The sequence below is a fragment of the Halobacillus hunanensis genome, assembly GCF_900166655.1.
GTDB classification, from domain to species: domain Bacteria; phylum Bacillota; class Bacilli; order Bacillales; family Halobacillaceae; genus Halobacillus_A; species Halobacillus_A hunanensis.
On the sequence record NZ_FVZB01000006.1, the window covers coordinates 1,170,230 to 1,195,300 of the forward strand.

The following is a 25,071-nucleotide window of genomic DNA, read 5'->3' on the forward strand; positions in this document are numbered from 1 at the left end:
ACCCCCTTAGTTTTTGATCATGATATTTGATGGCAGAGCTTTAAATGCCTGTTCTAAATCCTGTTTCAAGTCATCAATATCTTCAATACCTGCTGAATAGCGGATCAGCCCTTCTGGAATGCCCATAGCTGCCCGCTCTTCAGGTGTGCATTCAACATGGCTCGTTGTTCTGGATGGCCCCACAACCGTTTCTACTGAACCGAGGTTTGCTGCCCGATTTGCGAACTTTAGTTTTGGCAGTAAATGACGAACTGTTTCTACACCGCCTTTGACAGAGAAACTGAGCATGCCGCCAAAACCATTCATTTGTTCTTTGGCAATATCATGATTGGGGTGAGTTTCCAACCCAGGATAAAACACATCTTCTACCAACTCTATACTTTTGAGGAATTCTGCGATTTCCTGAGCATTTTTATTTTGCTGATCAATTCGGAGCTTCAACGTCTTCATTCCACGCAGCAGCAAGTAAGCGGCCATCGGATCGAGTGTTGCCCCGTTGATTTCACGGTAGTGATAGACCGCTTCAACGAGTTCTTTGCTTCCACAGACAGATCCACCCAGAGCATCAGCATGACCTCCCAAGAACTTTGTAGCACTATGAATGACCAAATCTGCCCCTAACTCCAATGGGTTTTGGTTAACTGGCGTAGCAAAAGTATTGTCTACAACTACGATGGCTCCAGCCGCTTTCCCCGCGCTCGCCATTCGTTTAATATCCGTAATCTTGACGGTTGGATTTGTCGGACTTTCTAAATAGAGGACTTTACAGCCTCTTTCAATTTCTTGCTCAATAGCATCATGGTCGCCGGTGTCACAAAGCACAACCTCTACTTGCTGTTTTGGTAAAAATTCCGTAAAAATTTTGTTTGTGCCGCCGTACGTGTCTTTTATCGAAACGATCCTGTCTCCTGGAAATAACAATGTTCCTAGAGTATTACTAATCGCGGCCATTCCCGTTGAAAAGCTTGTTGCTGCCTCTGCCCCTTCCAAAATTCTGATCTTCTCCTCAAATGCTTGAACGGTTGGATTTGTATTACGACCATAAATATGTCCTTTCTTCTTACCCACAGCTACTTCATACCATTCATCCATGTCGTCGTATCCAAATGATACGCTATGGACCACAGGTACTTGTGTTGCACCAAATGCTAGTTGATCCTTCTCACCAGCCCAAATTGATTTCGTACCAAGTTTAGCCTTTTCCATTACAATCATCCTCCTTAGCATTCAATAACTTCCAGGTGTAGCGGGCAATTTGCGTATCTTGCACTCCTGTGCCTGTTAAGTCACAAACAGAAAGTTGTTGATCATTTGTTCGACCTGGCTTTTGCCCGCTGGTTATTTCTCCTAATTCATGGACTTGGTCCAGTATTTGCTTATTTGAAACGGTTCTAAGTTCCCCCAGCATCATCGATTGCTCTTTGACGTCACACACGAATAAGTCCGCCTTTTTGATGATGTCGTTATCCAGTTCCTGCTTATGCTGAGCGTCTGACCCCATGGCCGTGATGTGCTGACCTGCGTGGAACCACTCCGCTTTAAGAACGGGCTCTGTGGCCGGGGTAGTTGTAATGATCACATCGCTGTTGCTGACAGCTTCGGATGGTGTCTCCTTAACGTCTACTTGCACATTAAATGTTTTTTCAACGAAAGATTTATATTGTTGAGCTCGTTCTGAATTACGCCCATAGACAAATACTTGAGTAATTGGTCTGACTTTAGTTAGAGCTTCTAACTGGTATTTGGCTTGTGAACCGGTCCCTATGATGGCGACGGTACTGCTGTCTTCACGGGTTAAATGCTTTGCAGCAACGGCTCCTGCTGCAGCTGTACGGATGTCTGTTAGCAAACCATTATCTGCTAAAACTGCCTTAGGTTCCCCTGTCGTTGTGTCAATTAAAATCATCATCCCATTAGCGCTGGGTAAGCCAAGTTTCGGATTGTCAAAGAATCCCGATGAAAGTTTAACAGCAAAACTATCGTACCCTTCGACATAAGCAGATTTAATGTCGACTTCTCCATTGCTAGCCGGTATATCTATACGCATAATAGGGGGCATCGTAACTTTTTTCGTTTGCAATGCTGTGAATGCGTTTTCAATTTCGCTGATAACGGCAGCGTTAAGTTGTATCACTTGTTGAATATCTTTTTTTGAATAAAGGCGCAAAACGTACACCTCCTAGCTGATTTGACCATTTGAATTAATGTTGTAAGGATCACGTCGTACAACTAGTTCCTGCGGATATGTGGTAAACCGTTCAGTCCCTGCCTCCGTAACTCGGAACGTCTCGCTGATCTCGATTCCATCGTGATCGAACCAGAGCCCTGGGATAAGATGGAACGTCATATTTGGCTGCAAAACTGTCGTATCACCTCTGCGAATACTTGCTGTATGCTCACCCCAATCTGGAGGATAATTCAAGCCTACGGAGTATCCGAGTCTTGATTCTTTCTCAAACCCATGCTTTTGAATACTCTTACGCCAGATTCCTTCCAAATCACTGCAGGTCATACCAGGTTTAGCTGTTTGCAACACATTTTGTATTCCTTCCGTCACAACAGCTGCCAAATGGTTTAACTTTTCACTCGGCTCTCCAACCGAAACCGTACGAGCTAGCGGGACATGATACCGTTTATAACACCCTGCCAGTTCAACGATTACGGCACTATTTTCCAAAAAAGGTCTGTCTGTCCAAGTCAGATGAGGAATCGACGTATGGTCACCAGTAGGAAGCAATGGCACAATGGCTGGATATTCACCACCAAATTCAGGAGTACCGCGTACCATGTGATAATAGATCTCAGCAGCCGTATCACACTCTCTTCCGCCTGCACGAATGCTTTCTACACCTTTAGTCATGGCTAGATCAGCGATTGTGGCAGCACGCTTCATGTATTCAATTTCCTGATCCGATTTAATCATCCGAACTCGATTGACCAGAACTGATGCATCATGGAATTTCGCATTAGGCATTCCCCGCTTTAATCGATCAAGTGACATTGCTGTGAAATAATAATGATCCATTTCAACCCCTATATGACGATTTCCCTGCCCAATTTGAGTTAAGATTTCTGAGATAAAATCCATTGGATGATAAACACTGGAATGCACATAATAATCTGGGTATGAGATGATATTTTCATCGTAGATCCATGTCTTGACCCGAGCCCCGTTTGCATCTTGGAAACGCCCAATCCATATAGGCTGCGGTTCATCAATGATGATGACAAGCATTTGATGAACGTAAAACGACCATGCATCGTAACCAGATAAATAATTCATATTAGCTGGATCAGTAATCAGCAGGACCTCAATCCCTTTCTCATCCATGCGATCCTTTGTTTCCTTAAGACGGTTTTGATATTCCAAAATATCAAATGGAAGCAACATGTTTTTCCCTCCCACCATTATCTGAATATTTGAATGACTATTACATTTATTGTATTCAATAGGCTTTTTTTATGTAATGTAAAAAATGTATGAAAATTCAAGATTCCAAATTGTACAATTTAGGAAAGATGCAAGAAGACATTTGTCCAGCATTTTGAAAAGCTGTATGATTTGAGGTAGAGATTAATATAGGAACTTCGGAATGGAATGGTGCAATTAAACTGGTGTAACATGGCACTATCTTATTAAGAAGGAGGTGTCTTGGATGGAGAATGTCATTGTTTCCTGGAGTGGGGGAAAAGACAGTACGCTTGCACTCTATAATCTTATGGAAAATAGTGATTATTGCATTAAAGGATTGTTATCGACCACCTCTCAAGCGAGCGGCAGACTGCCCATACATGAGGTGCGAAGAGAGTTCATTCAGGCCCAAGCTGAGTCAATGGGCCTTCCTTTGTATGACGTTCCATTACCTGAAATGGCGGACAACAATACTTATGAACAGACACTTCAGCAAAAGTTTGATCAGTTTAAGTCAGAGGGCGTCTTTACAATTGTTTACGCGGATTTATTTCTCGAAGATATAAAAGAATACCGGGACCGCCTACTCGCTAAGTCAGGAATGTCAGGGCTTTATCCCTTGTGGGGAAGAGCTTCCAATACCATTGCAAAGGAGTTTATCTCAGCGGGTTTTAAAGCTATCGTTTCGACCGTTGATACAGAAAAGCTCCCCGCTGACCAGGCAGGATGTAAAGTTGATAACAACTTCCTCTGTTCACTGCCGACAGATGTAGATCCTTGTGGTGAAAATGGGGAATTCCATACATTTGTAGTAGACGGGCCGATCTTTCATTATCCTGTCTCTGTACAGCCTGGTATTCAATTTACGACAAACAATGGAAAGTTTGTCCACGTTGAATTAATAGAAGTATAGTTGAAAGCTTGACATCCTAACCATACCTGAATTATTCTCATCCCCATGGCTTTTGAGGGAAACACTATTTCGGTACCTTTATAAATGGGCGCTATCGCGTCCATTTTCCATTTTAGGTAATAGATCAAAGCTATTATGGCTACAACAATATGGAGTAGTCTGTGCAATTTCCCTAAGTTTGAATAATTTGTGTCAAAATTGAATAGAAATCGTGATTTTTATATGACAATTTTTTTAACTAGGTCTCTATTGAAGCTTTATTTGCTATACTAACCCCAGTAATTCATTAATTGGAACAACCATCCCTTTTAATATATTTGTGAGAAGGAGTGTATTGCCAAGTGGAACGCAACAAACGGCATATTAAAAAATGGCTGGCTATGCTGCCACTCAGCCTGGTGCTATTATTAAGCGGCTGCAGTCAACTGACTGTCCTTGATCCAAAGGGTCCTGTCGCAGAAAGTCAAAAAGACCTGATTATGTATTCAATCTGGTTTATGCTCGTGATTGTAGTGGTTGTCTTTGCCCTATTTACTTATATGGTCATTAAATACCGCGACCGTCCTGGGCGGGGTGATAAAGACTACAACCCGCACCTTCACGGAAACACAATGATTGAGGTCATCTGGACGGTGATTCCGATTCTCATCGTAACAGCTTTATCAGTACCGACCGTACAAACATTATTTGATCTCGAAAAACCGCCCGAATCAACAGCTTCAGCAACAGCTGCCAAAGAACCACTCGTTATCCATGCAACATCGGCCGACTGGAAATGGTTCTTTAGTTATCCGGAACAAAACATAGAAACAGTCAATTATCTTCATATTCCTACTGATCGCCCAATCGAATTCAAAATAGCTTCTGCAGACTCAATGTCCTCGCTCTGGATTCCAGCTTTAGGTGGGCAAAAATACGGTATGGCAGGGATGCAGAATACGCTTTACCTACAAGCAGATGAACAAGGAGTGTATGATGGGCGAAACGCAAACTTCACGGGGGAAGGCTTTGCAGCTCAGACATTTGAAGTTTACGCAGAAAGCAGTGAGGAATTTTCCAACTGGGTAGAACAAGCACAAAATTCCCCTGAGCTTACGCAGGATCAATATAATAAGCTCCTTAAACCTGGATTAACAGACCGGAAGACCTTTTCTTCCACCCACTTACAATGGGTTAATCATGGTACGATGGCCGGAATGGACTACGCTATCGAACTTCATGGAGAAGCTTATGAGAAAGAATTACATTTAAAAAGCGGGGATATTGAAATTGATGCTACAGATGAAGAGTGATAGAAAGAAAGCAGGTGAGGAATTATGCAACTAGATGAATTTTTTGTCACGGGGGAACCACTCATTTACGCTGGAATGGTTTCCATCGTGCTCGTTACAGCTGCTATTATCTTTGTTCTAACTTACTTTAAAAGATGGGGATGGTTGTGGCGTGAGTGGTTGACTACTGTTGACCATAAAAAGATAGGTATTATGTATATTCTCAGTGCTCTAGCGATGTTGTTCAGAGGTGGGATGGACGCCTTAATGATGCGTGTCCAACTAGCATTTCCCGGTATGGACTTCTTAGGTTCGCAACACTATAACGAAATTTTTACGACGCACGGAACGGTTATGATCATTTTTATGGCTATGCCATTCTTGATCGGCTTAATGAACGTGATCGTACCATTGCAAATCGGCGCCAGGGACGTTGCTTTCCCGGCACTTAATGCCTTGAGTTTCTGGTCCTTCCTTTTTGGGGCATTGCTGTTTAATATTTCTTTCGTAATCGGCGGTTCTCCAGATGCCGGTTGGACCAGTTACACACCACTTGCCGGTGCAGCCATGAGCCCTGGTCCCGGACAGAACTTTTACTTGATGGGTCTTCAGTTATCAGGGATTGGAACACTGGCAACGGGGATAAACTTTATGGTTACCATAATTAAAATGCGTGCTCCTGGGATGAAAATGTTCCAAATGCCTATTTTCACTTGGTCAACTCTTGTTACAGCGTTCATTATTGTTTTTGCCTTCCCTATCCTAACAGTGGCATTAGCTTTAATGACGATCGACAGAGTTTTTGGTTCTCAGTTCTTCACACTGACCGGCGAAGGCTTACCAATGATGTGGGCCAACCTGTTCTGGATGTGGGGACACCCTGAAGTTTATATTGTAATATTGCCTGCCTTTGGTATTTTCTCAGAGGTTATTGCCACATTTGCCCGTAAGCAATTGTTCGGCTATAAAGCCATGGTTTGGTCAATGATCCTCATCGCAGGGTTAAGTTTCCTTGTATGGGTTCACCACTTTTTTACGATGGGTGCCGGTGCATTTGTTAACTCAGTATTTTCTGTTTCAACAATGTTAATCGCCGTTCCCACGGGTGTTAAAATATTCAACTGGCTTGCCACACTGTATAAGTCAAAAATTCAGTTTACAGTAGCCAACCTTTGGGCACTTGCTTTTATCCCGAGTTTTGTGATTGGCGGGGTTACTGGTGTTATGCTGGGTATGGCTGCTGCCGATTATCAGTTCCACAACTCATACTTCCTAGTGGCACACTTTCACTATGTGCTTATAGCAGGAACCGTGTTTGCCTGCTTTGCAGGTCTTGTGTACTGGTATCCGAAAATGTTCGGACACAAACTTAATGAAAGACTTGGCAAGATTAGCTTTTGGTTCTTCCTTATTGGATTCCATGTTTGTTTCTTCCCACAATACTTCGTGGGACTGGATGGTATGCCGCGTCGAGTCTTTTCAATCATTCCTGAATGGATGCCGCTTAACGTTATTTCGACTGTAGGGGCTTTCGGTATGGGACTTGGCTTTGCCATCTTTGTTTACAACATTTACTATAGTTATCGTTACAGCGAGCGTGAAAAAACCGGAGATTCTTGGGATGGACGCACACTGGAATGGGCTACTCCAACTCCAGTACCGTTTTACAATTTCGCGACGGTTCCTCACGTAAACTCACATGATGCCTTTATAGAAATGAAGGAAAAAGGTGAAACAACATTCGATGAAGAAAAAGTGGAGCCAATTCACATGCCAAGCAATACCGGTCAGCCGATTATCATGATGGGAATTGCAGGTATAGCAAGTTTTGGACTTGTGTTTGAATGGATGTGGATGGCTATTGCCGGTTTAATCGGACTAGTCGTTATGATGGGAGTCCGCTCCTTTGACTATGATGATGGGTTCCATGTTGAAGTAGACGAAATCAAGCGTACCGAACGCAAAGCAAGGGGGTTGTAAAATGAGTTCACATGAATTAAAAACTGGCCCGCTGGAATACCGCACACAGCAAGGTCAAATGAATATTCTCGGTTTTTGGATATTCCTCGGTGCTGAAATAGTTCTATTCTCAACACTCTTTGCGACCTATGCTGTATTATTCGGGCGAACAGCAGATGCTCCGTTGCCAGGGGAATTGTTTGAACCTGGCTCCGTACTCATTATGACCTTTTTATTGCTTACAAGTAGTTTCACATGTGGTATAGCGATTCATGAAATGCGACGGGGTTCTAAGAAAGGACTCATAACGTGGATGATCATTACACTAGCTCTAGGCCTTGGGTTCATTGGGTTAGAAATTGAAGAGTTCATTCACTATGCGCACGAAGGCGCCACTTTACAATCCAGTGCGTATTGGTCCGGCTTCTTTATATTAGCTGGTACCCATGGGCTGCACGTAACTGTGGGAATTGGCTGGGCAATTCTGTTATTGATCCAAATAGCAAAACGCGGCTTAACACCTGTTACCAGCAGAAAATTCTTTATTATCAGCTTGTATTGGCACTTCCTTGATGTCGTTTGGATTTTCCTCTTTACAAGCATCTATTTGATCGGGATGGTGGTTTAACATGGCAGAACACAATAAACGTATTCCTGTTCAGCACATTGTTGGCTTCGTCTTGTCTTTAGTCTTAACATTACTGGCAGCCTGGGCTGCTCTCAGATCAGATTTATCAACGTTTTGGATTATCACATCGATTATGATTTTAGCCGTCATACAGGCTGGTATCCAGTTATTTATGTTCATGCATATGACTGAATCCGAAAGCCATAATGGCCATGTACCATGGAATATGATGTTTCATGGTTTTGTCCTCGCAGCGATTGTTGTTGCCGGGTCACTATTTACTATGTCATTTGGCCATGATCATGACCCGCAGCATAACGGAGGACACGAACAGCACCAACAGCAGGAGGAACATTCTGGCGGCCATTAACTCAGTCTGGAATTAATCGCTCCTGATTATAAAATTAAGCCTTACAGTATCGCAACATCAAAAGACCACGGTGGTGATTAGATTGGAAAAAAACAAACAGCTCTACAATGAATATAGTCAGAATTCAGGCAGTTTCCCTTGGAAGCATGTAGTAAGCTTTACCTTATGTATTATCCTAGCTGCCTTCACACTCTGGGGAACCCTGTATTCAGATTATAGTTTCAAACCATTATTAGCCATCATATCGGGCGTTGCTTTCTTACAGGCATTACTTCAACTGTTCTATGTGCAACCTCGACAATAGCCTTAATATAGACTTTAAAAAAGCCCTCTTTTCTATTTGAAAAGAGGGCTTTTAGTATAATATTAATATCTTACTGCTTCACGAGGTTTTTCGTGTGTATTGGCCACATGGATAATAAACATAACCCAAGCTACTTCAGCAACAATCAGGCTCAAGTAAAACATTGACCAAGTAATCGAAAATGCTGAAGGAGCTGAAATGAACATCGTCTCAAAAAAGTAGACCCACATGCCCACGAGCAGAATGGTTTGAGTGATAGCTAACTTTGTCCTTTTCAAATGAATAAATACAAATGGGGCAACCGTTGCAATTAACAAAAACATAAGCACAATACCCATTATATCCATCTCCTTAATTTAATGATCCCGTGTAATCGTATTCATATTCTAATTGTAACAAATCATTCTCAAAAAGGACACAAATTATTCACATTTAACTGTTGATTTTTTTGACTTTTTTTAATGGAGTACTTAATTTGGCTCTATAGAAGGTTTCCTGTAGAACAAATTGAAATTGTTAGAGTGCCATTATTTCATCACTAGCCAGACATGTTTACCAATCATTGTTGATAAAATATACAAGGAGGCGATCGAAATGCCAATTGTAAAATTAAATGATGGAGCCGAGTTATATTATGAAGTATCTGGAGAAGGAAAACCTGTTTTATTTTTGCATGGAGTTTGGATGAGTAGCCGTTTTTTTCAAAAGCAAGTTCCCTATTTTCGTGAAGGATATCAAACGATCACATTGGATTTCAGAGGACACGGACAGTCTTCAGCAATAGATTCAGGTCACACAGTCGCCAACTATGCTCGTGATGTAAAACAATTTATCCAGCACCTAGGTCTTAAAGATGTGACCCTGTTAGGCTGGTCTATGGGAGCATTCGTAATTTGGGAATATATTAGCCAATTCGGCGAAGACAATATAAAGGCGACAGTAATTGTCGATGAACTAGCTTCTGATTACAAATGGGAAGATTTCGAGATTGGAGCGTTTGATCTTCCGACGTTAACGAGTATGATGCGTGACCTCCAAACAGATCAAAAAAGCCTGCTAGCCGGATTCATTCCTTTGATGTTTAAAGAAGAAGTGTCGCCACACAATATGGAGTGGATGCTCGCAGAAACAACACGACTCCCGGCAACGACAGCCAGCGCCATTTTATTTGACCAGTCACTCATTGACTGCAGGCCTTATTTGTCATTAATAACAGTTCCAACTTTACTTTGTTTCGGCAAGGAAGAGAAACTCATTCCAGTTGCCGCCGGAGAGCACTTAAACAGGGAAATCATCCATTCACGCTTAGAACTATTTGAAAAAAGTTGTCATTGCCCATTTTTAGAAGAACCGGATCAATTTAATCATAAAGTTGATTCCTTTTTGAAATCATTGGATGGATCCTGATCCTCATTAAGTACAATAAAGCCGGGCCTACATAGGTCCCGGCTTTATTTTATCGGCGCTAACCGCCGGGCAAGCCGGCGGTTAACGCCTAGAGTCTACTTACAACTTCACGAACATCTTCAGCATACGTAACAGCGGAAATCACGCATACACCATCAGCTCCTGCTTCAAGCACCGAACCGGAATTTTGAACGGTTATTCCCCCGATCCCAACTAACGGAATATCAGGATACATCCACCGTACCCTTTCGATCCATTCAACTCCAACAGGTACTTTCGCATCCACTTTTGTTGACGTCCCAAACACCGGGCCCGCCCCCAAGTAATCAACAACACCGACTGAGCTTCTCCTTAATTCATCTTCATTAGATACTGATAAACCGATAATTTTATTAGGAAAAGCCGAACGCAGCTGCTCAACGCTCACATCGTCCTGCCCTACATGAATTCCGTCCGCTTCCAAAGGTTCCATCAAAACGCTGTCGTCATTTACTATAAACAACACATCATGCTTCCGGCAAAGCTGGCGCAGTTTCAAGCCGAGAGCCAGCTTCTTCTCACCCTTTAGTGCTCCTGGCCCTTTTTCACGAAATTGGAAAGCTGTAACCCCGCCTGCGATGGCCTCTTCTAATACCTTCACTGGGTCGCGCTGGCAATTCTGACTGCCCATAATAAGATATTTCCTTAATCTCTTCCGAAGGTTCATGAAGAGATACCCTCAAGTTGTGATAACTCCAAAGCCAGTGCATCCAGAAAGTGGGCAGCAAAGGTCCCGGGACCTTCGATGTCTTGCTTGGAAGCAGCCCATTCTGCAGCAAGCCCATAAAATTTAACGGCGGTATAAGCTTGTCGCAGGCGGGTACCATTAGTTGACAGACAAGCCGTTACAATCGATCCAAGCAAACACCCAGCACCTGTTACTTTAGATAATAAAGCATGTCCTGTTTGATTGGATACGGTCTCTTTCCCATTTGAGATCACATCAACTTTTCCTGTAACAATAGCCAGTGTGTTAAATTCGTTGGCCACCTTTTCTGCAATCTCTTGTGGATTTCCTGAATCAACTGAATCTACCCCTTTTGTTTCTATAGAAATGCCAACGATATGGGCAAGTTCGCCTGCATTGCCTTTAATAGCAGCAGGTTCTACCTCTGCTATGATCCGATTAAAAGCTTGCGTACGAAAGGGGGTTGCCGCCACACCTACAGGATCAATGACTACTGGGACCCCCTTCTCATTTGCAGCTTTTCCAGCTAGTATCATGGCCTGGATTTGAGGCTCTGTCAACGTTCCCATATTGATTAACACACCATCGGATAAGTTTGCCATATCTACTGCGTCTTCCTTAGCCATCGCCATAATAGGAGATCCGCCAAATGCTAGTAAACCATTGGCACTAAAGTTCATGACCACCTGATTCGTTAAATTATGAATCAGCGGCTGCTTTTCCCGCACGTTTGAAATCACATTTACAACCATTTGTTAAAAACCTCCTCTCGTGTTGCAAAGTGGTTGGTTGGACCGCTCCCCTCCCCAAGTTCAAACGAATGACGGATCGCTTCTGTAACAAAATACTTGGCCTGCTCAACCGCTTCTACAAGAGGTGAGCCATGACTTAAATGAGCAGTGATGGCAGCAGAATACGTACATCCTGTTCCATGAGTATTTTTTGTATCAATTCGTTCACTTGTAAAAGTATGAATTTCCGAGCCGTCAAATAGAACATCTATGGCCTGACCTTTGATATGGCCGCCCTTTACCAAAGCTGCACCTGCTCCAAATTTAGTCACAATCTGTGCGGCTGCTTCTTTCATATCATCGATGTTCTCAATTGATCTCCCTGTAATATCCTCTGCTTCAGGTATATTCGGTGTAACGATCGATGTGTATGGCAGTAAATGATCACGAAGCCACAACCGCGATTCTTCTTTGATCAAAGGATCTCCGCTTTGTGCTACCATTACAGGATCCATAACGTATGGAGCTGGTATTTCTGGCAGCCATTCTGCGATGGTTTTCATCATGTCATGACTTGCGATCATCCCTGTTTTAAACGCATGAATGGGCATATCTGAAGAAACGGCTTCTAATTGTTTCCTCAGCATATCAACAGGCAAATCGTGTATATCTTTGACCCCTGTTGTATTTTGAGCGACTACAGAAGTAATAGCGCTCATGCCATAACTCTTTAATTCTTGAAATGTTTTTAAATCAGCTTGAATGCCTGCTCCACCGCTCGGATCAGTTCCAGCAATCGTTAATGCGCAAGCTGCTTGTTTCATTTGGAAGTCACCGCCTCCCCAGTCGGCCACGTTTCACAAGTGAAAGCCATTTCCCAGAAGTTCAACTCCAACTGACAGCTCTTGCGAAAAGCGTCTTTCATCCGTTTCAGTTCACCTTCTGAAGCCTCTTCGGCCAGCTCATTGAGGCGTTCACGCATGGCCATGGATAGCGTATCAAATTCCTCATTTGCGTAGAAATCTATCCACGGGTAGAACGTATGATTTGGTGTTGGCTGATATTTTTTCATCAAATGGTTGCCGATTTCAAGATAAGTCCACGGACATGGAAGCAGGGCAGCGAGGATTTCTCCGAGTCCTCCCATTTGAGCGTGATACATCATGTGTTTGACATAATGATCGGCTGTTGGCGGTAGCGGGTAGCCTTGCAATTCGTCATAACCTGCACCGATGACATCACAGAAATTGTGATGAGGATGGGTTTCACTATTTAGAACAAATCCGACTTGTTCACTAAAATAGCCCATGTCACGTCGTTCTGGAGACTTTGATATGGCAACACCGTAAACATGCATAAAGGCGTTCAAGTACTCATAATCAGCCTTAATGTAATGAGCTAATGCTTCGTGTGGCACTTCTCCTTTGCCAATTCCATCAACAAAAGGATGGTTAAAAATTGCTTCAAACAGCTCGTTATTTTCTTTTCGTAAAGTTTCGGTAAATGTCATAGAATGTTGCCTCCTTAGGTTATAGGAAGCCACTTAAAGGTGCTTTTGAGATGAGGCTACTTTCCTTACGCTGGTATTACCCAGATCAGGTTCTAAGGGATAAAGGAAAATCCTTATCTCAGCGTGTTCGCACCCCTAGTAGTTTCCGAAGATTATAGATTTGTCTGAGGTATTGCATGAGTTTGCCGTAATTTTGAAACAACAAACCAGCCAATCAATGCACCAGTTGTACTGCTGATGAGAAAGGACGGCAAGAAAGCTAATGCTCCCGCTGAACTCCCCATTAAAATGTTGGCAAAAGGCACGGAGAGCATGGCACCGATTAACCCAGTCCCAATCACTTCACCCGCTGCTGCAGTCCATGTTTTTCTGGACCATTTGTAAAAGTAACCCGCGAGTAAAGCCCCAATCATGCCTCCTGGAAACGCAAGCAATGTTCCGAGACCAAGCAAATTACGAAGCAGGCCGATCATAAAGGCAATCGCAACCGCCGGAATGGGTCCAAGCGTGACAGCGGCCATAACATTGACTGCGTGTTGTACAGGATAAGCCTTGGCTATTCCAGCAGGAAACCACAGCATTTGCGAACCAAGCGTTCCGATTGCTACAAATACAGCCATGGTCGTTAATAAGCGAGTTCGATTCATATTTCCCCTCCTCTCTTAAAAGGGGAGTGAACATGAAAAAAGCCAGATCCTGTAGGAGGACCTGGCTTCGAATGGATAAAGTCATAAGACATTTCTTCTGACTACTTCCCTCCGCTGGTCTTAACCAGATCAGGTTCATAAGAGTCGAAAAGCTGTTTCGCTTTTCTCTCAGCCCGTATCAGGGCCCCCCTAGTAGTAATTGTGTAATACTATTCGCTTGGTTGTTTTCATCATAACAGAGAAGATTTGGATTGTCATCATGAATCAACTATAAAGCTGTCTGCTTATTCTTCTTCTACCTTCTTCAGCTTCCATAACCTTACACTAAGCTCCAGTAAAAACATATCGTCAGCATTTAACAGCGACAAGCCTGTTAAATGTTCAATATTGCGCAATCTATGGAGTAATGATTGACGATGCAACATCAGCGCTCTCGCAGTTTGACTGACATTACTATTGTATTTATTGTAAACAATAAACGTATGAATAAGATCAGCCTGACGTTTCTGATCGTAGATAATCAGCGGTTCCAATGTATCCTTTACAATATTTTCAATTTCTTTTTCGTGGGATAAGGCCATGAGCAATCTATTCATACGGGTATCACTAAAAAAAGTTCGATTTCCATCCTCATGCTGCTGCTTGCCAATATTTAAAGCGGTCACGGCTTGATCATAACCTTGATGAAATACAAAAACCCCATCCTTAGGAAAAGATATTCCCCAGGAAATATTAATGCCAGCAAGCAATTCATTTAATCTGCGTTCGATAAGGTCGAGAAATTGATTGCTTGTTTCCATATAAGGATGATCATCTGCCTCTAAGTATACAATGACTTCTCCATCCTCAAACGTCGTCATGGTTCGGCGATTTAAAACATCACCAGCATGAGTGATCTCTTTCTGAATATAGTAATTTCGACTGTTCATCGATGAAGAAAGAACCGACTGCTCCCCGGCCCGCTCGACGTGATTATTTTTTTTCTTAAAGCGGATTGATCCTACAAGGCAAATATAGGGTAACGTTAATTCGTAGCCGAGCAGTTGAGCCTTTGACTGCATCTGTTTATCTACTTCGACTTCACTTTTTGCTAAATCTAGTAAAAAGTGATCTCTAAGCCGAATTTCTGTCATTTCAATCGCATTTTCCTTAACAAAATAAAGAGCGCAAGCCGTAAGGGCATGTTCTAATATATTTAAGACCGGCCATGTTAGCTCTTCGTTATCTTTTGGCTGAAACAGAAGATAGCCTTGCTTTTTATAATTGGATAGAATGGTAAGCTGATAACAGTACTGTTCTCCAATTTTATATTCTTCAATGTAATGGTAAAGGGGGTGATCGCGAAACGGAGTCTCCTTAGTCGGAATAAGTTCATAGTCTCCTTCCTCTACCCCGTTCAGCACGTCAATCATCCGTTGATCAAATTCGTAATTTGCCCTCACGATTTTATTATGATCACTAATGGCCACAGGAATTTGAGAATGCTGAAAGAGGATGGTCATGATCTCTTGCAGACCTTTGCCATTTAGTACACAGTTAATGAGCTCCTGCCGAACGCCCTCCGCCTGTTTCTGCTCCAATTCCTTTTCCTTACTTATTTCAGCTAAAACGTCTTGCAAAATATCACCGAATCGAACATTCCACGGGATTTCAATAATGATAAAATTCTGCTCAAGAGCGAGCTGTTGGATGCGGTCAGGAATTTTAAAAATATACCGTCCAGTAGCAATGGCCAGTGCCGAAGCTCCTGAATGAATAACATCCTTCACATAAACTTCTAAACAGTCAGGGTCATCGCCACATCCGACACCGGTACTGAGCACAAATTCATTTTTACGCACAAAGTTTTCGACAGGTGTTTCTATAACTGAAATCCATTCCACCTCACTGGTCTCAATACGCTCATTCCCGACATGGACTTTTGCCGGTTTCATGACGGATAACTGTAAGACATCCTTAACGGTTATACCCATTTACCACACCCCGCAAGCTTATCTAGTTTTAAGCAACTCACTAACTGTTTCATGATCAATATTATTACCGCTGACAATTGCTACTACTACACGGCCGTCACCTTGCTTCTCTGACAGTAACTTCCCAATTGCTGCCCCAGCCGCTCCTTCTACTGCCATTTTATGATGCTCAAGCAGAAACAATACTCCTTCTGCAATCGCCTTCTCAGAAATAAGCACGCTTTTATCCATATACTGCTTAGTCAATTGAAAAGTGTACTGATTATCCGGTCCGATCCCGCCTAACAAACTGTCTGCCAGCGTTGGCGATTCAGCAATTTTGATGGGGCGGCCTTGTTTTAAGCTTTCATGCATGACTGCTGAGTTCTCCATCGATACACCCGTTACCTGAATGGATGGATCATTTGACTTCAAGGTATAGCCAATTCCAGAAAGCAAGCCTCCCCCTGAGAGGGGAATTAATATTTCATCTATGTCAGGGCACTGATCCAACACTTCTAATCCTATCGTGCCCTGCCCGGCAATGACATCAAGGTCATCGAATGGTTTGATAACAGAGACACCTTGTTCTTGTTCTAATCGATAGCAGTAATCTTCCGCATCATCCTGGTTTTCACCTACGACCACAACTTCAGCGCCAAGCTCCTTCAGCCGATTTACTTTCCCTTTTGGTACCCGTGAAGAAATGCATACAACAGAATGAATCCCAAGCTGCTTGGCGACATAGGCGACAGCAATACCGTGGTTTCCTGTTGAAAATGTCGCCACACCTCTTTTTTGACCCTCGTTGGAGAGGGAAAGGATCTTGTTAGCAGCTCCTCTTAATTTAAAAGCTCCTGTAGGCTGGTGGTTTTCAAGTTTTAAATACACTTGATTTCCTGTGTAATTAGATAAAGTGTTCGAATAGATAAGGGGCGTTTGGATAGCCAGCCCTGTAATCCTCTGCCTCGCCTTCCAAATCTCCCTTAAAGATATGAATTCGCTCACGATTATTCTCCTCTCTTAATACATATGCCAGGGTAGTTCAGATTTTTCAGATATTATTGAACAAAAAAAGAGAGCATACTATGTAACGTTGTATGAACTCTTTATTATTTCATTAAGGATTGTTGAATCACATCTGTTAAACATTTCTTAACTAAGCTTTCCTGCGACTGACTTAAGCAAAGTCCTTCAATGACTACGGAAGCTTCGCAGATTTCATCATATCTTCTGCTATTTCACGGGATCGAACACCTGTTTCATACACCCTCCGATTATGTGTTTATATTCTCAATTATACAACATTTCGATGCTAAAATACAGATAATCGTTCGACAAAATCCTGTTATTAAAGGGGTTATGACGACTTTTTCTTTGTTGATGATTTCTTGGATGCTTTCTTTTTAGGAGCTGCCTTTTTAGGAGCAACTTTCTTTTTATTTTTCGACTCGTCCAGTGACTTCTCTAAGGCTTCCATAAGGTCTGTCACATTGTCAGGACGTTTTTTCTCTTTAGCTGTTGTCACTTCTTCATTATTTCGTTTGGCTTCAATAAGTTCCAGAAGAGCTGTTCGATATTCATCCGTGTACTTCTCTGGTTCAAACTCGGCTGTGAGTTCATCAATCAACGCAACAGCAGTCTTCATTTCCTTTTTACTTAAATCAGTTTGCTCAGGAACGTTTGGTACCTCGCCAACATCTCGCACCTCATCCGGATAATGGATGGTTTCCATAAGCAATGTATTTTTATACACTCGCAAAATAGCCAATTGTTCTTTTGAACGAATAATAATCTTGGCAATGCCGATTTTCCCCGTGTCTTCAAGGGCTTCCCTTAATAAACCGTATGCTTTATTTCCACCGCTGTTTGGTGAAATAAAATAGCTGCGCTCAAAATAAATAGGGTCAATTTCTTCAAGTTTGACAAAATCAAGTATTTCCACAGCTTTGTCTTCTTGTTCTTTCTTTAAGTTCTTTAAATCCTCTTCATCAAGCACTACAAATTTATTTTTAGCATACTCGTAAGCTTTGACGATCTCTTCATTTTTCACTTCTTCCTCGCAAACTGGGCATCTTTTCTTATACTCGATCGGAGAATTACATTTTCCATGTAATTGACGCAATTTAATATCTTTGTTCTCAGTAGCAGCATGAAGCTTGATCGGTATGTTAACAAGACCAAAACTAATCGATCCCTTCCACATTGTGTGCATGAACTATTTCACTCCTTTTTGATTAGCTTTTACCCTCTAAGAAAAAATATGACTAAAAGCTATATACTCGATCAAAATAAAGATAGAAAAGAAGGTGAGTGAGTTGGTTAAACCTATGCTTCCGACATTGTCTGAAGAAATACCGACGGGAAATGAATGGGTATATGAAGTGAAATATGACGGATTTCGGGCGTTTCTTAAGTGGACAGAAAACGGGGTTTCGCTCATGAGTAGAAACGGTCAGGATTTGTCAGACCGCTTTCCTGAAATCATTGATGCTGCAAAAAAAGGGGATCCTCCTGATCAACTGCCTGTTTTACTCGACGGCGAGATCGTGATTCTCAACACCCCTTATCAGGCCAATTTCCCCATTCTCCAAAAACGTGGACGGATGAGGAATAAAGCTTCTATTAAAAGGATAGCTGGAGAGCGGCCCGCTACATTTATGGCATTTGATATTCTTGAATCTGGAAAAAATTTAACCTCATTTGTTTTTATAGAAAGAAAAGAACGACTTCGTAAAATGATTAACCATATCGACTTTCCATCTATTCAAATGGTCGAAGTTTTTGAACATAAAGCCGACATCCACAGTCTTCTCCTCCTTCATTTAGGCGAAGGTATCGTAGCAAAGCGCAAACAGAGCATTTACCAAAAAGGGGTTCGGACGAGGCAATGGCTCAAAGTGAAACAATGGCGTTCAGTTTCTGGCTTTCTAACCTCATTCGATCCAGGGAATGATTATTATAAAATGGAGATTTGGCACGGGAATAAACGTGTACCGTTAGGCAGTTTTAAGCATGGATTAACCTCAGAGCAGGCGCATACACTTGCAACTTTTTTTAAAGAGAAGGGAACTAATTGGAGACTAAATCCAAGTGTTTGCGCCGCTATCAACTGCTTAATGGCAGAAGGCGGAGAAATGCGCGAGCCTGTCTTCCATCAGTTTAGATTTGATTTGGAGCACGATGATTGTACCGTGTCTAAACGAGACTGGGACCTGCTTTTGTTTCCTGAGGATGTAGAGATCACTCATCCTGAAAAAATACTGTGGCCAGAAAGGAAATGGAGTAAGCAGGATTACCTGATGTACATTAGAGCGATCGCTCCTTACATGATTCCTTTTATAAAAGATAAAAAGTTGACGTTAATTCGATATCCTCATGGTGTGGGTGACGAATCCTTCTTTCAAAAGCATCGGGCTGAACACTCTCCTGATTATGTAGAGGCATGGAAGGAGAATGGTGAGACCTTCATCGTTAGCAACGAGCTGTCAAGTTTAGTTTGGCTAAGCAATCAAGGAGCACTAGAGTTTCATATTCCGTTTCAAAAAGCAGCAGCCAATGACCCGGATGAGATTGTGTTTGACCTTGATCCACCTGATCGCAGCGCATTTCATTTATCGATCATAGCTGCAAAACTATTGAAACATTTGCTTGACCAACTCAACGTACATGGTTTTATAAAAACATCCGGAAATAAAGGAATGCAGCTCCATATTCCTATTACAGAGGGGAGCATGAGTTATGAAGAAACAAGGAAATTTACAAAGAGTTTAGTCGATCTTCTTGTAAAAGAAAGTCCAGATTTATTTACAATTGAGCGATTAAAGAAAAATCGCGGACAAAGACTTTACCTGGACTATGTCCAGCATGCAGAAGGAAAAACCATTATATCCCCCTATTCAGCCAGAGCCACTTCAGAAGGAACTGTAGCCACACCGCTTTTTTGGCATGAAATCACAGAAGATCTAAATCCAGAAGACTTTACCATTAAGAATGTTATGCAGCGAGTCCAGGAATTTGGCTGTCCTTTTCAAGATTATCATAAAGTGCGAGAGTCCCAGCCCATTGATGTCATGAAACAACTAGGAGGATAAAGTACTGAACAAATAGAGCCTCGACATGATGGGTCGAGGCTCATCCAATCTATTCTGTTACCTGTTTTGTCTGCTCTCGGAGTTTAAATTTCTGCAGCTTTCCACTGGCATTTCGGGGAAGTTCAGACACAAACTCATAACGACGCGGTCGCTTGTAGCGGGCAAGCCTGTTACCTGATATGCAAAATTCATCAAGTTCGTCAGGTTCTACATCGCCTTTTTTCACTATATAAGCAACAACTTTTTCGCCCCACAATTCATCGGGTTCCCCTACTACTGCAGCATCCACAACAGCCGGGTGGTCAAACAGGGCATCCTCCACTTCGCGGGAATAAATATTCTCACCGCCTGAAACAATCATGTCTTTCACCCTGTCACTAACCCATAGATAGCCATCTTCATCGAAATAACCAATATCTCCAGAATGATACCACCCTTTATATAAAGCTTCTGACGTCTCTTTAGAACGATTGTAATATTCAGGCATCATACTTGGCCCGCGCACAATAATTTCTCCTAACTCGCCTGGGCTGCAGATGTCAGCGGGATCTGCAGGTCCTTCCTCCCGTGTACGTACGACGAGTACTTCATGGTTTACTAGTGCCCGTCCTGCAGACCCTGCTTTAGACAACTGTTCGTCTTCGAGAAGAACGGTAATAGCCGGTCCCATTTCAGTCATTCCGTATGCTTGGATCAATTGGACTCCTAAAGCTTGATGAAGCCGCTTCGTTAGGGCTGGAGCCATAGGTGCCCCACCATAAAGCCCTGTCCTCAATGAATTGAAGTCCTTCTTACTGAATTTCTCTTGTATGATCATATTCCACATCGTTGGAGCTGCAAACAATGTAGAGATTTCTTCTTCACGCGTTATTTGAATCATTTCCTGAGCATCGAAGTGATGGAGAATTACCGTTGTTGCCCCAACCATCACCCTTGGAAAAAATGAACAATGGAGTTCAGCACAATGGAACATCGGAGCTGCCGTTAGACCGCGGTCGTGGTGGGTGAGATGTAAAGTATGGGCTAGTATGAGTGCTTGGTCAATCATATCCCGGTGAGTATGCAGGACCCCTTTAGGTAATCCCGTCGTACCTGAAGTGTACATGATTGCGTAGTAATCGTCTTCGTCGATTTCGCAGAACGGCGGTGTACGATCCGCTCCTTCCAGCACATCATAATAATGGCGAGATAATACAACCTCCTGCTGTTCATCTATGGACCAGAAATGGATATGGGTTCTTTCATTCGCAATTTCTTTAAGCTGCGGTGCTGTTGCCCGTTCGAATAATACTACTTTAGGTTTAGCATCCTTAATAATAAAGCTGATTTCCTGCGAAGTTAGCCTGAAATTTATGGGATTAAAAATAGCACCGATTTTCATACAAGCAAATAATGTAACTGCAAATTCAGCCGTGTTATAAAGTACTGTAGAAACCTTTTCCCCTTTTGTAACCCCTGCACCAGACAAAGCATTAGCCAAGTGATTTGCTTCTTCATCCCATTGTCGATAAGTCCACCTTTTTCCTAACCTTACATCTACTAACGCTTCTTTATTCGGAAACTTCACCGCCGTTTGCTCAAACATACTTTTAAGTGTTGGACCCATCATTATCCACTCCTTTAAACTTGTTTGAAAACTAGTAGCTACATTAGTCTGACAAACGCTCAATAATCGTTGCGTTAGCCATACCCAATCCTTCACAAACGGCCTGAAGACCATATCGTCCTTCCGACCTTTCCAGTTCATGCATAAGAGTTGTCATCAGCTTAGTGCCTGTAGCTCCAAGTGGGTGCCCAAGCGCTATCGCACCGCCATTGACGTTCAATTTCTCAATAGCGGCCCCTGTTTCCTTCAGCCAAAACAAAGGGACTGAAGCAAAAGCTTCGTTAACTTCAAATAGATCAATGTCTTTAAGACTAAGTCCAGCCTGTTGTAAAACTTTCTGAGTAGCTGGAACAGGCCCGGTAAGCATAAAAGTTGGGTCAGACCCAACAACGGAACGAGCTACAATGCGAAAGCGCGGTCTTAGCTCAAGAGACTCAGCTTTCTGACGTGACATAAGCAAAATAGCCGAAGCACCATCGCTAATTTGACTGGCATTACCTGCTGTAATCACCCCACCTTCTTTAAATGCCGGATTTAGAGGCTCCAAGCTGCTCATAGTTGTTCCAGGACGCGGTCCTTCATCATCCTTCATTGTAATCGGCAGCCCCTTACGATCCTTTGCTTCAACAGGCATAATTTCCCTTTCATATCGCCCTTCCTCGATTGCAGATAATGCCTTTTCATGACTTCTTACCGCAAATCTATTTAAATCTTCCTTACTCAACCCCCAGTGTTCGGCAATTTGTTCCGCCGATAAACCTTGATTAATCATTCTATATTGACTTGTAAGCTTTTCGCTATACTCTGTTCCCTGCCTATTTGAAAACATTGGCACACGAGACATTGATTCTACTCCGCCGGCAATCACTACATCCATATCTCCACTTGCAATCGCTTGTGAAGCAAAATGAACAGCTTGCTGACTTGACCCACATTGCCGGTCAATTGTGACACCAGGTACCTCTTTGGGGAAACCAGCCATAAGAGCAGCGATTCTGGCTACGTCACCAGACTGCTCCCCAACTTGCGAAACACAGCCCGCAATGACATCATTTACCTCAGCTGGGTCTAGGTCAACTCTGCAAGTCAATTCTTTTAGGACTTTCGCCAGTAATTCGTCTGGCCTGATATCTTTCAGCAAACCATTTTTTCTACCAACCGGAGTTCGTACAGCTTCGACAATAACAACTTCATTCATCCTGCATCCCCCATTTATCCTGGCTAGTTGAGCCCCATTTTTTTGGCAATGATAGATTTCATAATTTCATTCGACCCTGCATAAATTGCTGCTACCGGGGCATCTCTGAATCGCCTTGCAATCTCGTACTCCTCCATGTAGCCATAACCTCCATGAAATTGCATACACGTTGAAGCTGTCTTTTTAACTAAATCCGTAATCCACCACTTTGCCATCGATACTTCTTTAACCACCTCATCTCCATTCATGTGTGCTTCTATAGTTCGGTCCAGAAAAGCCCTGCCTATTTCCACCTCTGTCTGTAATTCAGCTAAGCTAAACTGTATATGTTGAAAGGAAGCGATCGACTTGCCAAATGCCTGCCGCTGCTTCACGTAATCAAGTGTTAGTTCCAGCATCCGTTCACTTGAGGTAATCCCCCCGATAGCAACAACAAGTCTTTCCTGCTGTAGTTTATCCATCAGATAATAAAATCCTTTTCCTTCCTCACCAAGGAGATTTCCTTTAGGCACTTTAGCATCTTCAAAAATTAGTTCAGCTGTATCCTGACTGTGCAGTCCTACTTTATGTAATTGTTTCCCCCGAGAAAAACCATCAGTGCCACGTTCAACAACGATTAAACTAATCCCCTTATGAGGTGGTTTCGTCTGTGTATCCGTCTTGCAAACTATGAGAATAAGATCTGCCTGAATGCCATTTGTGATAAACGTTTTTTCCCCGTTTATTACATAATGGTCATCTTGTAATACTGCAGATGTACGTATATGGGCTAAATCTGAACCTGCTCCTGGCTCTGTCATAGCAATGGCAGTTATAATTTCTCCTGTTGCACATTTAGGAAGCCACTTTTTCTTCTGTTCAACCGTTCCATATTCAGCAAGATAAGGAACGACAATATCGTTGTGAAGTCCAATTCCGATTAAGCCTGTCCCGACCTTTTCCAGCTCCTCATTAATCAAAACTGAATAAGCGAAGTCTGCCCCTGCCCCACCAAATTCTTCATTAAGCCAAGGGCAAAGGTATCCTTGCTCTCCAAGCTTTTTCCAGAATGACCTCGGAATGTACCCCTGACTCTCCCATTGATCAAAGTATGGAAAAGCTTCTTTTGCAAGAAACTTCCTCAATGATTCCCTTACTATTCTGTGTTCATCTTTTATATAGCCAGCTTCCATAGGGCCCTCCTGATAGTTCGGAATATTCGGTCATATTATTTTAAAAAACTTGTCCTATATTATATTCTGGCTTGCCTGCTCATTTTCCTGCTTTATATAAAATGCTCATATATATAAGGATTCATTGAAGGTTACAATAGTGAAAAGTTAGAAATAAAAAAATAGGCACCGCTAGTCTCAGTGAATAACGATGCTTTATCCTATACCTATACCATAGACATACGTTGTTCTTTCTCTACTCGGCCTCTTACATTCGTCTACGCACTTCTTTAACAGGGAGGAGACTTTGGGATAGGGTTACTATTATTTTATGATCGGATTACTTAAATATGTCTTGAATTGACTACGTCACAAAATCCTTTCAATTGCGTGGGCTACTCCATCATTTTCGTTTGTCTTCGTTACCCAGTCTGCCTCTTCCTTAACGATTTCCTGTGCATTACCCATGGCTACGCCAAAGCCGGCTTCACGAATCATAGCCAAGTCATTCATACTATCTCCAACCGACATCACCTGGCTCATTTTCAAATCTAACTTTTCACAAACCTTTAACAATGCAGCCGCTTTATTTACTCCAGCTGGATTGACCTCTATGTTCGTCGGACTTGAATTTGTAATTTCGAATGCTCCATTATTACGCAGCTCATCTAAAATAACTTGACGTACCTCATCATCTTCTACATCAAAGCCAAATTTAAGCCAGTCATAATCAACGATTTCCTTTTCAAACGGCTGCTGACTGCTAAACTGCCCTTGAACCGTTGAGGTCCAAAAATGGATTCCGTGTCCATTTCTTAGTTCCCATAACCTCTCGACATGTTTAGGTTCGAGGAGGTTTTGCTCTACAAGGTTAAAATTTTCATCATAAATCTCCCCGCCATTGATCGTCACCATGTATGATGATCGCCCAAGAGACTCTGCGATACCTTGACAAGTTGCTAGAGACCTGCCTGTGCTGAGTACAACATGGATTCCTTGACTTTTGGCTTTTTGAATAGCTTCATGGTTTCTTTTGGATACTTGTAAATCCTCGTTTAGCAGTGTTCCGTCCATATCTAGTGCAATTAGTTTGATATCCTTTTCCATCGTTTGCTCACGTCCTCTCATTTGCTCCTCTTATTTTAGTACACTTTTGAGGTTTGATACAGTAGAGTGATTATTACTCATATC

23 protein-coding genes and 2 riboswitches are annotated in these 25,071 nt (G+C 42.4%); of the genes, 7 read left to right on the forward strand and 16 right to left on the reverse strand.

Annotation, left to right across the window (positions count from 1 at the left end; genetic code table 11):
- Positions 1-6 precede the first annotated feature (6 nt).
- From B5354_RS20275 to B5354_RS11340, 3 genes are read right to left on the reverse strand one after another with little or no spacing between them, the layout of a single operon-like run.
- Positions 7-1,206 carry a cystathionine gamma-synthase family protein gene (locus tag B5354_RS20275; protein ID WP_176142466.1) on the reverse strand — a complete coding sequence of 400 codons (1,200 nt, stop codon included), beginning with the start codon at positions 1,204-1,206 and terminating at the stop codon, positions 7-9.
- Positions 1,193-2,176, reverse strand: a complete 984-nt coding sequence (locus tag B5354_RS20280) for a cyclodeaminase (protein ID WP_245804758.1) — start codon at positions 2,174-2,176, stop codon at positions 1,193-1,195. The genes B5354_RS20275 and B5354_RS20280 overlap by 14 nt, the downstream gene beginning before the upstream one ends.
- Before the next feature lie 3 nt (positions 2,177-2,179).
- Positions 2,180-3,391, reverse strand: coding sequence for a M24 family metallopeptidase (locus B5354_RS11340; protein WP_079528863.1), 1,212 nt, complete (start codon positions 3,389-3,391; stop codon positions 2,180-2,182).
- A gap of 265 nt (positions 3,392-3,656) precedes the next feature.
- Here B5354_RS11340 and B5354_RS11345 point away from each other — a divergent pair, with 265 nt between their 5' ends.
- The 5 genes from B5354_RS11345 (at position 3,657) to qoxD (ending at position 8,553) form a co-directional block, all read left to right on the forward strand.
- The gene (locus B5354_RS11345; RefSeq protein ID WP_079528864.1) at positions 3,657-4,325 is read left to right on the forward strand and encodes a Dph6-related ATP pyrophosphatase; all 669 of its coding nucleotides are present in this window, start codon (positions 3,657-3,659) and stop codon (positions 4,323-4,325) included.
- A gap of 380 nt (positions 4,326-4,705) precedes the next feature.
- Positions 4,706-5,617 carry a cytochrome aa3 quinol oxidase subunit II gene (qoxA, locus tag B5354_RS11350; RefSeq protein ID WP_079529157.1) on the forward strand — a complete coding sequence of 304 codons (912 nt, stop codon included), beginning with the start codon at positions 4,706-4,708 and terminating at the stop codon, positions 5,615-5,617.
- Positions 5,618-5,641: 24 nt separating this feature from the next.
- Positions 5,642-7,576 (forward strand): cytochrome aa3 quinol oxidase subunit I, encoded by a 1,935-nt coding sequence (gene qoxB, locus B5354_RS11355; RefSeq protein ID WP_079528866.1) that lies wholly within the window; start codon positions 5,642-5,644, stop codon positions 7,574-7,576.
- A 1-nt stretch (position 7,577) separates the two neighbouring features.
- The gene (qoxC, locus tag B5354_RS11360; protein ID WP_079528867.1) at positions 7,578-8,183 is read left to right on the forward strand and encodes a cytochrome aa3 quinol oxidase subunit III; all 606 of its coding nucleotides are present in this window, start codon (positions 7,578-7,580) and stop codon (positions 8,181-8,183) included.
- A gap of 1 nt (position 8,184) precedes the next feature.
- Positions 8,185-8,553: a cytochrome aa3 quinol oxidase subunit IV gene (gene qoxD, locus B5354_RS11365; RefSeq protein WP_079528869.1), complete on the forward strand. Its 369-nt coding sequence runs from the start codon at positions 8,185-8,187 to the stop codon at positions 8,551-8,553.
- A 366-nt stretch (positions 8,554-8,919) separates the two neighbouring features.
- Here the strand turns inward: qoxD and B5354_RS11370 are convergent, their stop codons facing one another.
- A complete protein-coding gene (locus B5354_RS11370; RefSeq protein ID WP_079528871.1) occupies positions 8,920-9,195 on the reverse strand; it encodes a hypothetical protein in 276 nt (91 codons plus the stop codon).
- A 256-nt stretch (positions 9,196-9,451) separates the two neighbouring features.
- On the opposite strand from B5354_RS11370, the gene B5354_RS11375 reads away from it, so the two are divergent.
- Entirely contained in the window at positions 9,452-10,264 is an 813-nt protein-coding gene (locus tag B5354_RS11375) for an alpha/beta fold hydrolase (RefSeq protein WP_079528872.1), read from the forward strand.
- An 88-nt stretch (positions 10,265-10,352) separates the two neighbouring features.
- On the opposite strand, the gene thiE is transcribed toward B5354_RS11375, so the two are convergent.
- The 8 genes from thiE to ku all read right to left on the reverse strand — a co-directional run bounded on the left by thiE (position 10,353) and on the right by ku (position 18,046).
- Complete coding sequence (gene thiE, locus B5354_RS11380) at positions 10,353-10,934, reverse strand: thiamine phosphate synthase (RefSeq protein WP_245804759.1); 582 nt, start codon at positions 10,932-10,934, stop codon at positions 10,353-10,355.
- 32 nt (positions 10,935-10,966) lie between these two features.
- Positions 10,967-11,743 carry a hydroxyethylthiazole kinase gene (gene thiM, locus B5354_RS11385; protein ID WP_079528875.1) on the reverse strand — a complete coding sequence of 259 codons (777 nt, stop codon included), beginning with the start codon at positions 11,741-11,743 and terminating at the stop codon, positions 10,967-10,969.
- Positions 11,734-12,546, reverse strand: a complete 813-nt coding sequence (gene thiD, locus B5354_RS11390; protein ID WP_079528877.1) for a bifunctional hydroxymethylpyrimidine kinase/phosphomethylpyrimidine kinase — start codon at positions 12,544-12,546, stop codon at positions 11,734-11,736. Before thiD ends, thiM begins: the two co-directional genes overlap by 10 nt.
- On the reverse strand, positions 12,543-13,232 hold the full coding sequence (gene tenA / locus B5354_RS11395; RefSeq protein WP_079528878.1) for a thiaminase II: 690 nt from the start codon (positions 13,230-13,232) through the stop codon (positions 12,543-12,545). Before tenA ends, thiD begins: the two co-directional genes overlap by 4 nt.
- A gap of 44 nt (positions 13,233-13,276) precedes the next feature.
- Positions 13,277-13,379: riboswitch (TPP riboswitch) on the reverse strand.
- A 5-nt stretch (positions 13,380-13,384) separates the two neighbouring features.
- The gene (gene thiW, locus B5354_RS11400) at positions 13,385-13,879 is read right to left on the reverse strand and encodes an energy coupling factor transporter S component ThiW (RefSeq protein ID WP_079528880.1); all 495 of its coding nucleotides are present in this window, start codon (positions 13,877-13,879) and stop codon (positions 13,385-13,387) included.
- A gap of 89 nt (positions 13,880-13,968) precedes the next feature.
- Positions 13,969-14,080, reverse strand: a riboswitch (TPP riboswitch).
- 83 nt (positions 14,081-14,163) lie between these two features.
- Positions 14,164-15,852: a PucR family transcriptional regulator gene (locus B5354_RS11405; protein ID WP_079528881.1), complete on the reverse strand. Its 1,689-nt coding sequence runs from the start codon at positions 15,850-15,852 to the stop codon at positions 14,164-14,166.
- A gap of 18 nt (positions 15,853-15,870) precedes the next feature.
- Entirely contained in the window at positions 15,871-16,839 is a 969-nt protein-coding gene (gene eutB, locus B5354_RS11410) for a hydroxyectoine utilization dehydratase EutB (protein WP_245804760.1), read from the reverse strand.
- A 352-nt stretch (positions 16,840-17,191) separates the two neighbouring features.
- Positions 17,192-18,046, reverse strand: coding sequence for a non-homologous end joining protein Ku (gene ku, locus B5354_RS11415; protein ID WP_079528883.1), 855 nt, complete (start codon positions 18,044-18,046; stop codon positions 17,192-17,194).
- 103 nt (positions 18,047-18,149) lie between these two features.
- Here ku and ligD point away from each other — a divergent pair, with 103 nt between their 5' ends.
- Complete coding sequence (ligD, locus tag B5354_RS11420; RefSeq protein WP_079528885.1) at positions 18,150-19,925, forward strand: DNA ligase D; 1,776 nt, start codon at positions 18,150-18,152, stop codon at positions 19,923-19,925.
- Between the two features lie 49 nt (positions 19,926-19,974).
- On the opposite strand, the gene B5354_RS11425 is transcribed toward ligD, so the two are convergent.
- The 4 genes from B5354_RS11425 to B5354_RS11440 all read right to left on the reverse strand — a co-directional run bounded on the left by B5354_RS11425 (position 19,975) and on the right by B5354_RS11440 (position 25,008).
- Positions 19,975-21,531: a fatty acid--CoA ligase gene (locus B5354_RS11425; protein ID WP_079528886.1), complete on the reverse strand. Its 1,557-nt coding sequence runs from the start codon at positions 21,529-21,531 to the stop codon at positions 19,975-19,977.
- Positions 21,532-21,574: 43 nt separating this feature from the next.
- Entirely contained in the window at positions 21,575-22,729 is a 1,155-nt protein-coding gene (locus tag B5354_RS11430) for a thiolase family protein (protein ID WP_079528888.1), read from the reverse strand.
- Positions 22,730-22,752: 23 nt separating this feature from the next.
- Positions 22,753-23,901, reverse strand: a complete 1,149-nt coding sequence (locus tag B5354_RS11435; RefSeq protein ID WP_079528889.1) for an acyl-CoA dehydrogenase family protein — start codon at positions 23,899-23,901, stop codon at positions 22,753-22,755.
- 348 nt (positions 23,902-24,249) lie between these two features.
- The gene (locus B5354_RS11440; RefSeq protein WP_245804761.1) at positions 24,250-25,008 is read right to left on the reverse strand and encodes a phosphoglycolate phosphatase; all 759 of its coding nucleotides are present in this window, start codon (positions 25,006-25,008) and stop codon (positions 24,250-24,252) included.
- Positions 25,009-25,071: the final 63 nt, after the last annotated feature.

Coding starts and splice junctions, on each gene's coding strand:
- B5354_RS20275 (WP_176142466.1), bottom strand. CDS start 1,206: ATGGAAAAGGCTAAACTTGGTACGAAATCAATTTGGGCTGGTGAGAAG.
- B5354_RS11340 (WP_079528863.1), bottom strand. CDS start 3,391: ATGTTGCTTCCATTTGATATTTTGGAATATCAAAACCGTCTTAAGGAA.
- B5354_RS11345 (WP_079528864.1), top strand. CDS start 3,657: ATGGAGAATGTCATTGTTTCCTGGAGTGGGGGAAAAGACAGTACGCTT.
- qoxA (WP_079529157.1), top strand. CDS start 4,706: ATGCTGCCACTCAGCCTGGTGCTATTATTAAGCGGCTGCAGTCAACTG.
- qoxB (WP_079528866.1), top strand. CDS start 5,642: ATGCAACTAGATGAATTTTTTGTCACGGGGGAACCACTCATTTACGCT.
- qoxC (WP_079528867.1), top strand. CDS start 7,578: ATGAGTTCACATGAATTAAAAACTGGCCCGCTGGAATACCGCACACAG.
- qoxD (WP_079528869.1), top strand. CDS start 8,185: ATGGCAGAACACAATAAACGTATTCCTGTTCAGCACATTGTTGGCTTC.
- B5354_RS11370 (WP_079528871.1), bottom strand. CDS start 9,195: ATGGGTATTGTGCTTATGTTTTTGTTAATTGCAACGGTTGCCCCATTT.
- B5354_RS11375 (WP_079528872.1), top strand. CDS start 9,452: ATGCCAATTGTAAAATTAAATGATGGAGCCGAGTTATATTATGAAGTA.
- thiE (WP_245804759.1), bottom strand. CDS start 10,934: ATGGGCAGTCAGAATTGCCAGCGCGACCCAGTGAAGGTATTAGAAGAG.
- thiM (WP_079528875.1), bottom strand. CDS start 11,743: ATGGTTGTAAATGTGATTTCAAACGTGCGGGAAAAGCAGCCGCTGATT.
- thiD (WP_079528877.1), bottom strand. CDS start 12,546: ATGAAACAAGCAGCTTGCGCATTAACGATTGCTGGAACTGATCCGAGC.
- tenA (WP_079528878.1), bottom strand. CDS start 13,232: ATGACATTTACCGAAACTTTACGAAAAGAAAATAACGAGCTGTTTGAA.
- thiW (WP_079528880.1), bottom strand. CDS start 13,879: ATGAATCGAACTCGCTTATTAACGACCATGGCTGTATTTGTAGCAATC.
- B5354_RS11405 (WP_079528881.1), bottom strand. CDS start 15,852: ATGGGTATAACCGTTAAGGATGTCTTACAGTTATCCGTCATGAAACCG.
- ku (WP_079528883.1), bottom strand. CDS start 18,046: ATGCACACAATGTGGAAGGGATCGATTAGTTTTGGTCTTGTTAACATA.
- B5354_RS11425 (WP_079528886.1), bottom strand. CDS start 21,531: ATGGGTCCAACACTTAAAAGTATGTTTGAGCAAACGGCGGTGAAGTTT.
- B5354_RS11430 (WP_079528888.1), bottom strand. CDS start 22,729: ATGAATGAAGTTGTTATTGTCGAAGCTGTACGAACTCCGGTTGGTAGA.
- B5354_RS11435 (WP_079528889.1), bottom strand. CDS start 23,901: ATGGAAGCTGGCTATATAAAAGATGAACACAGAATAGTAAGGGAATCA.
- B5354_RS11440 (WP_245804761.1), bottom strand. CDS start 25,008: ATGAGAGGACGTGAGCAAACGATGGAAAAGGATATCAAACTAATTGCA.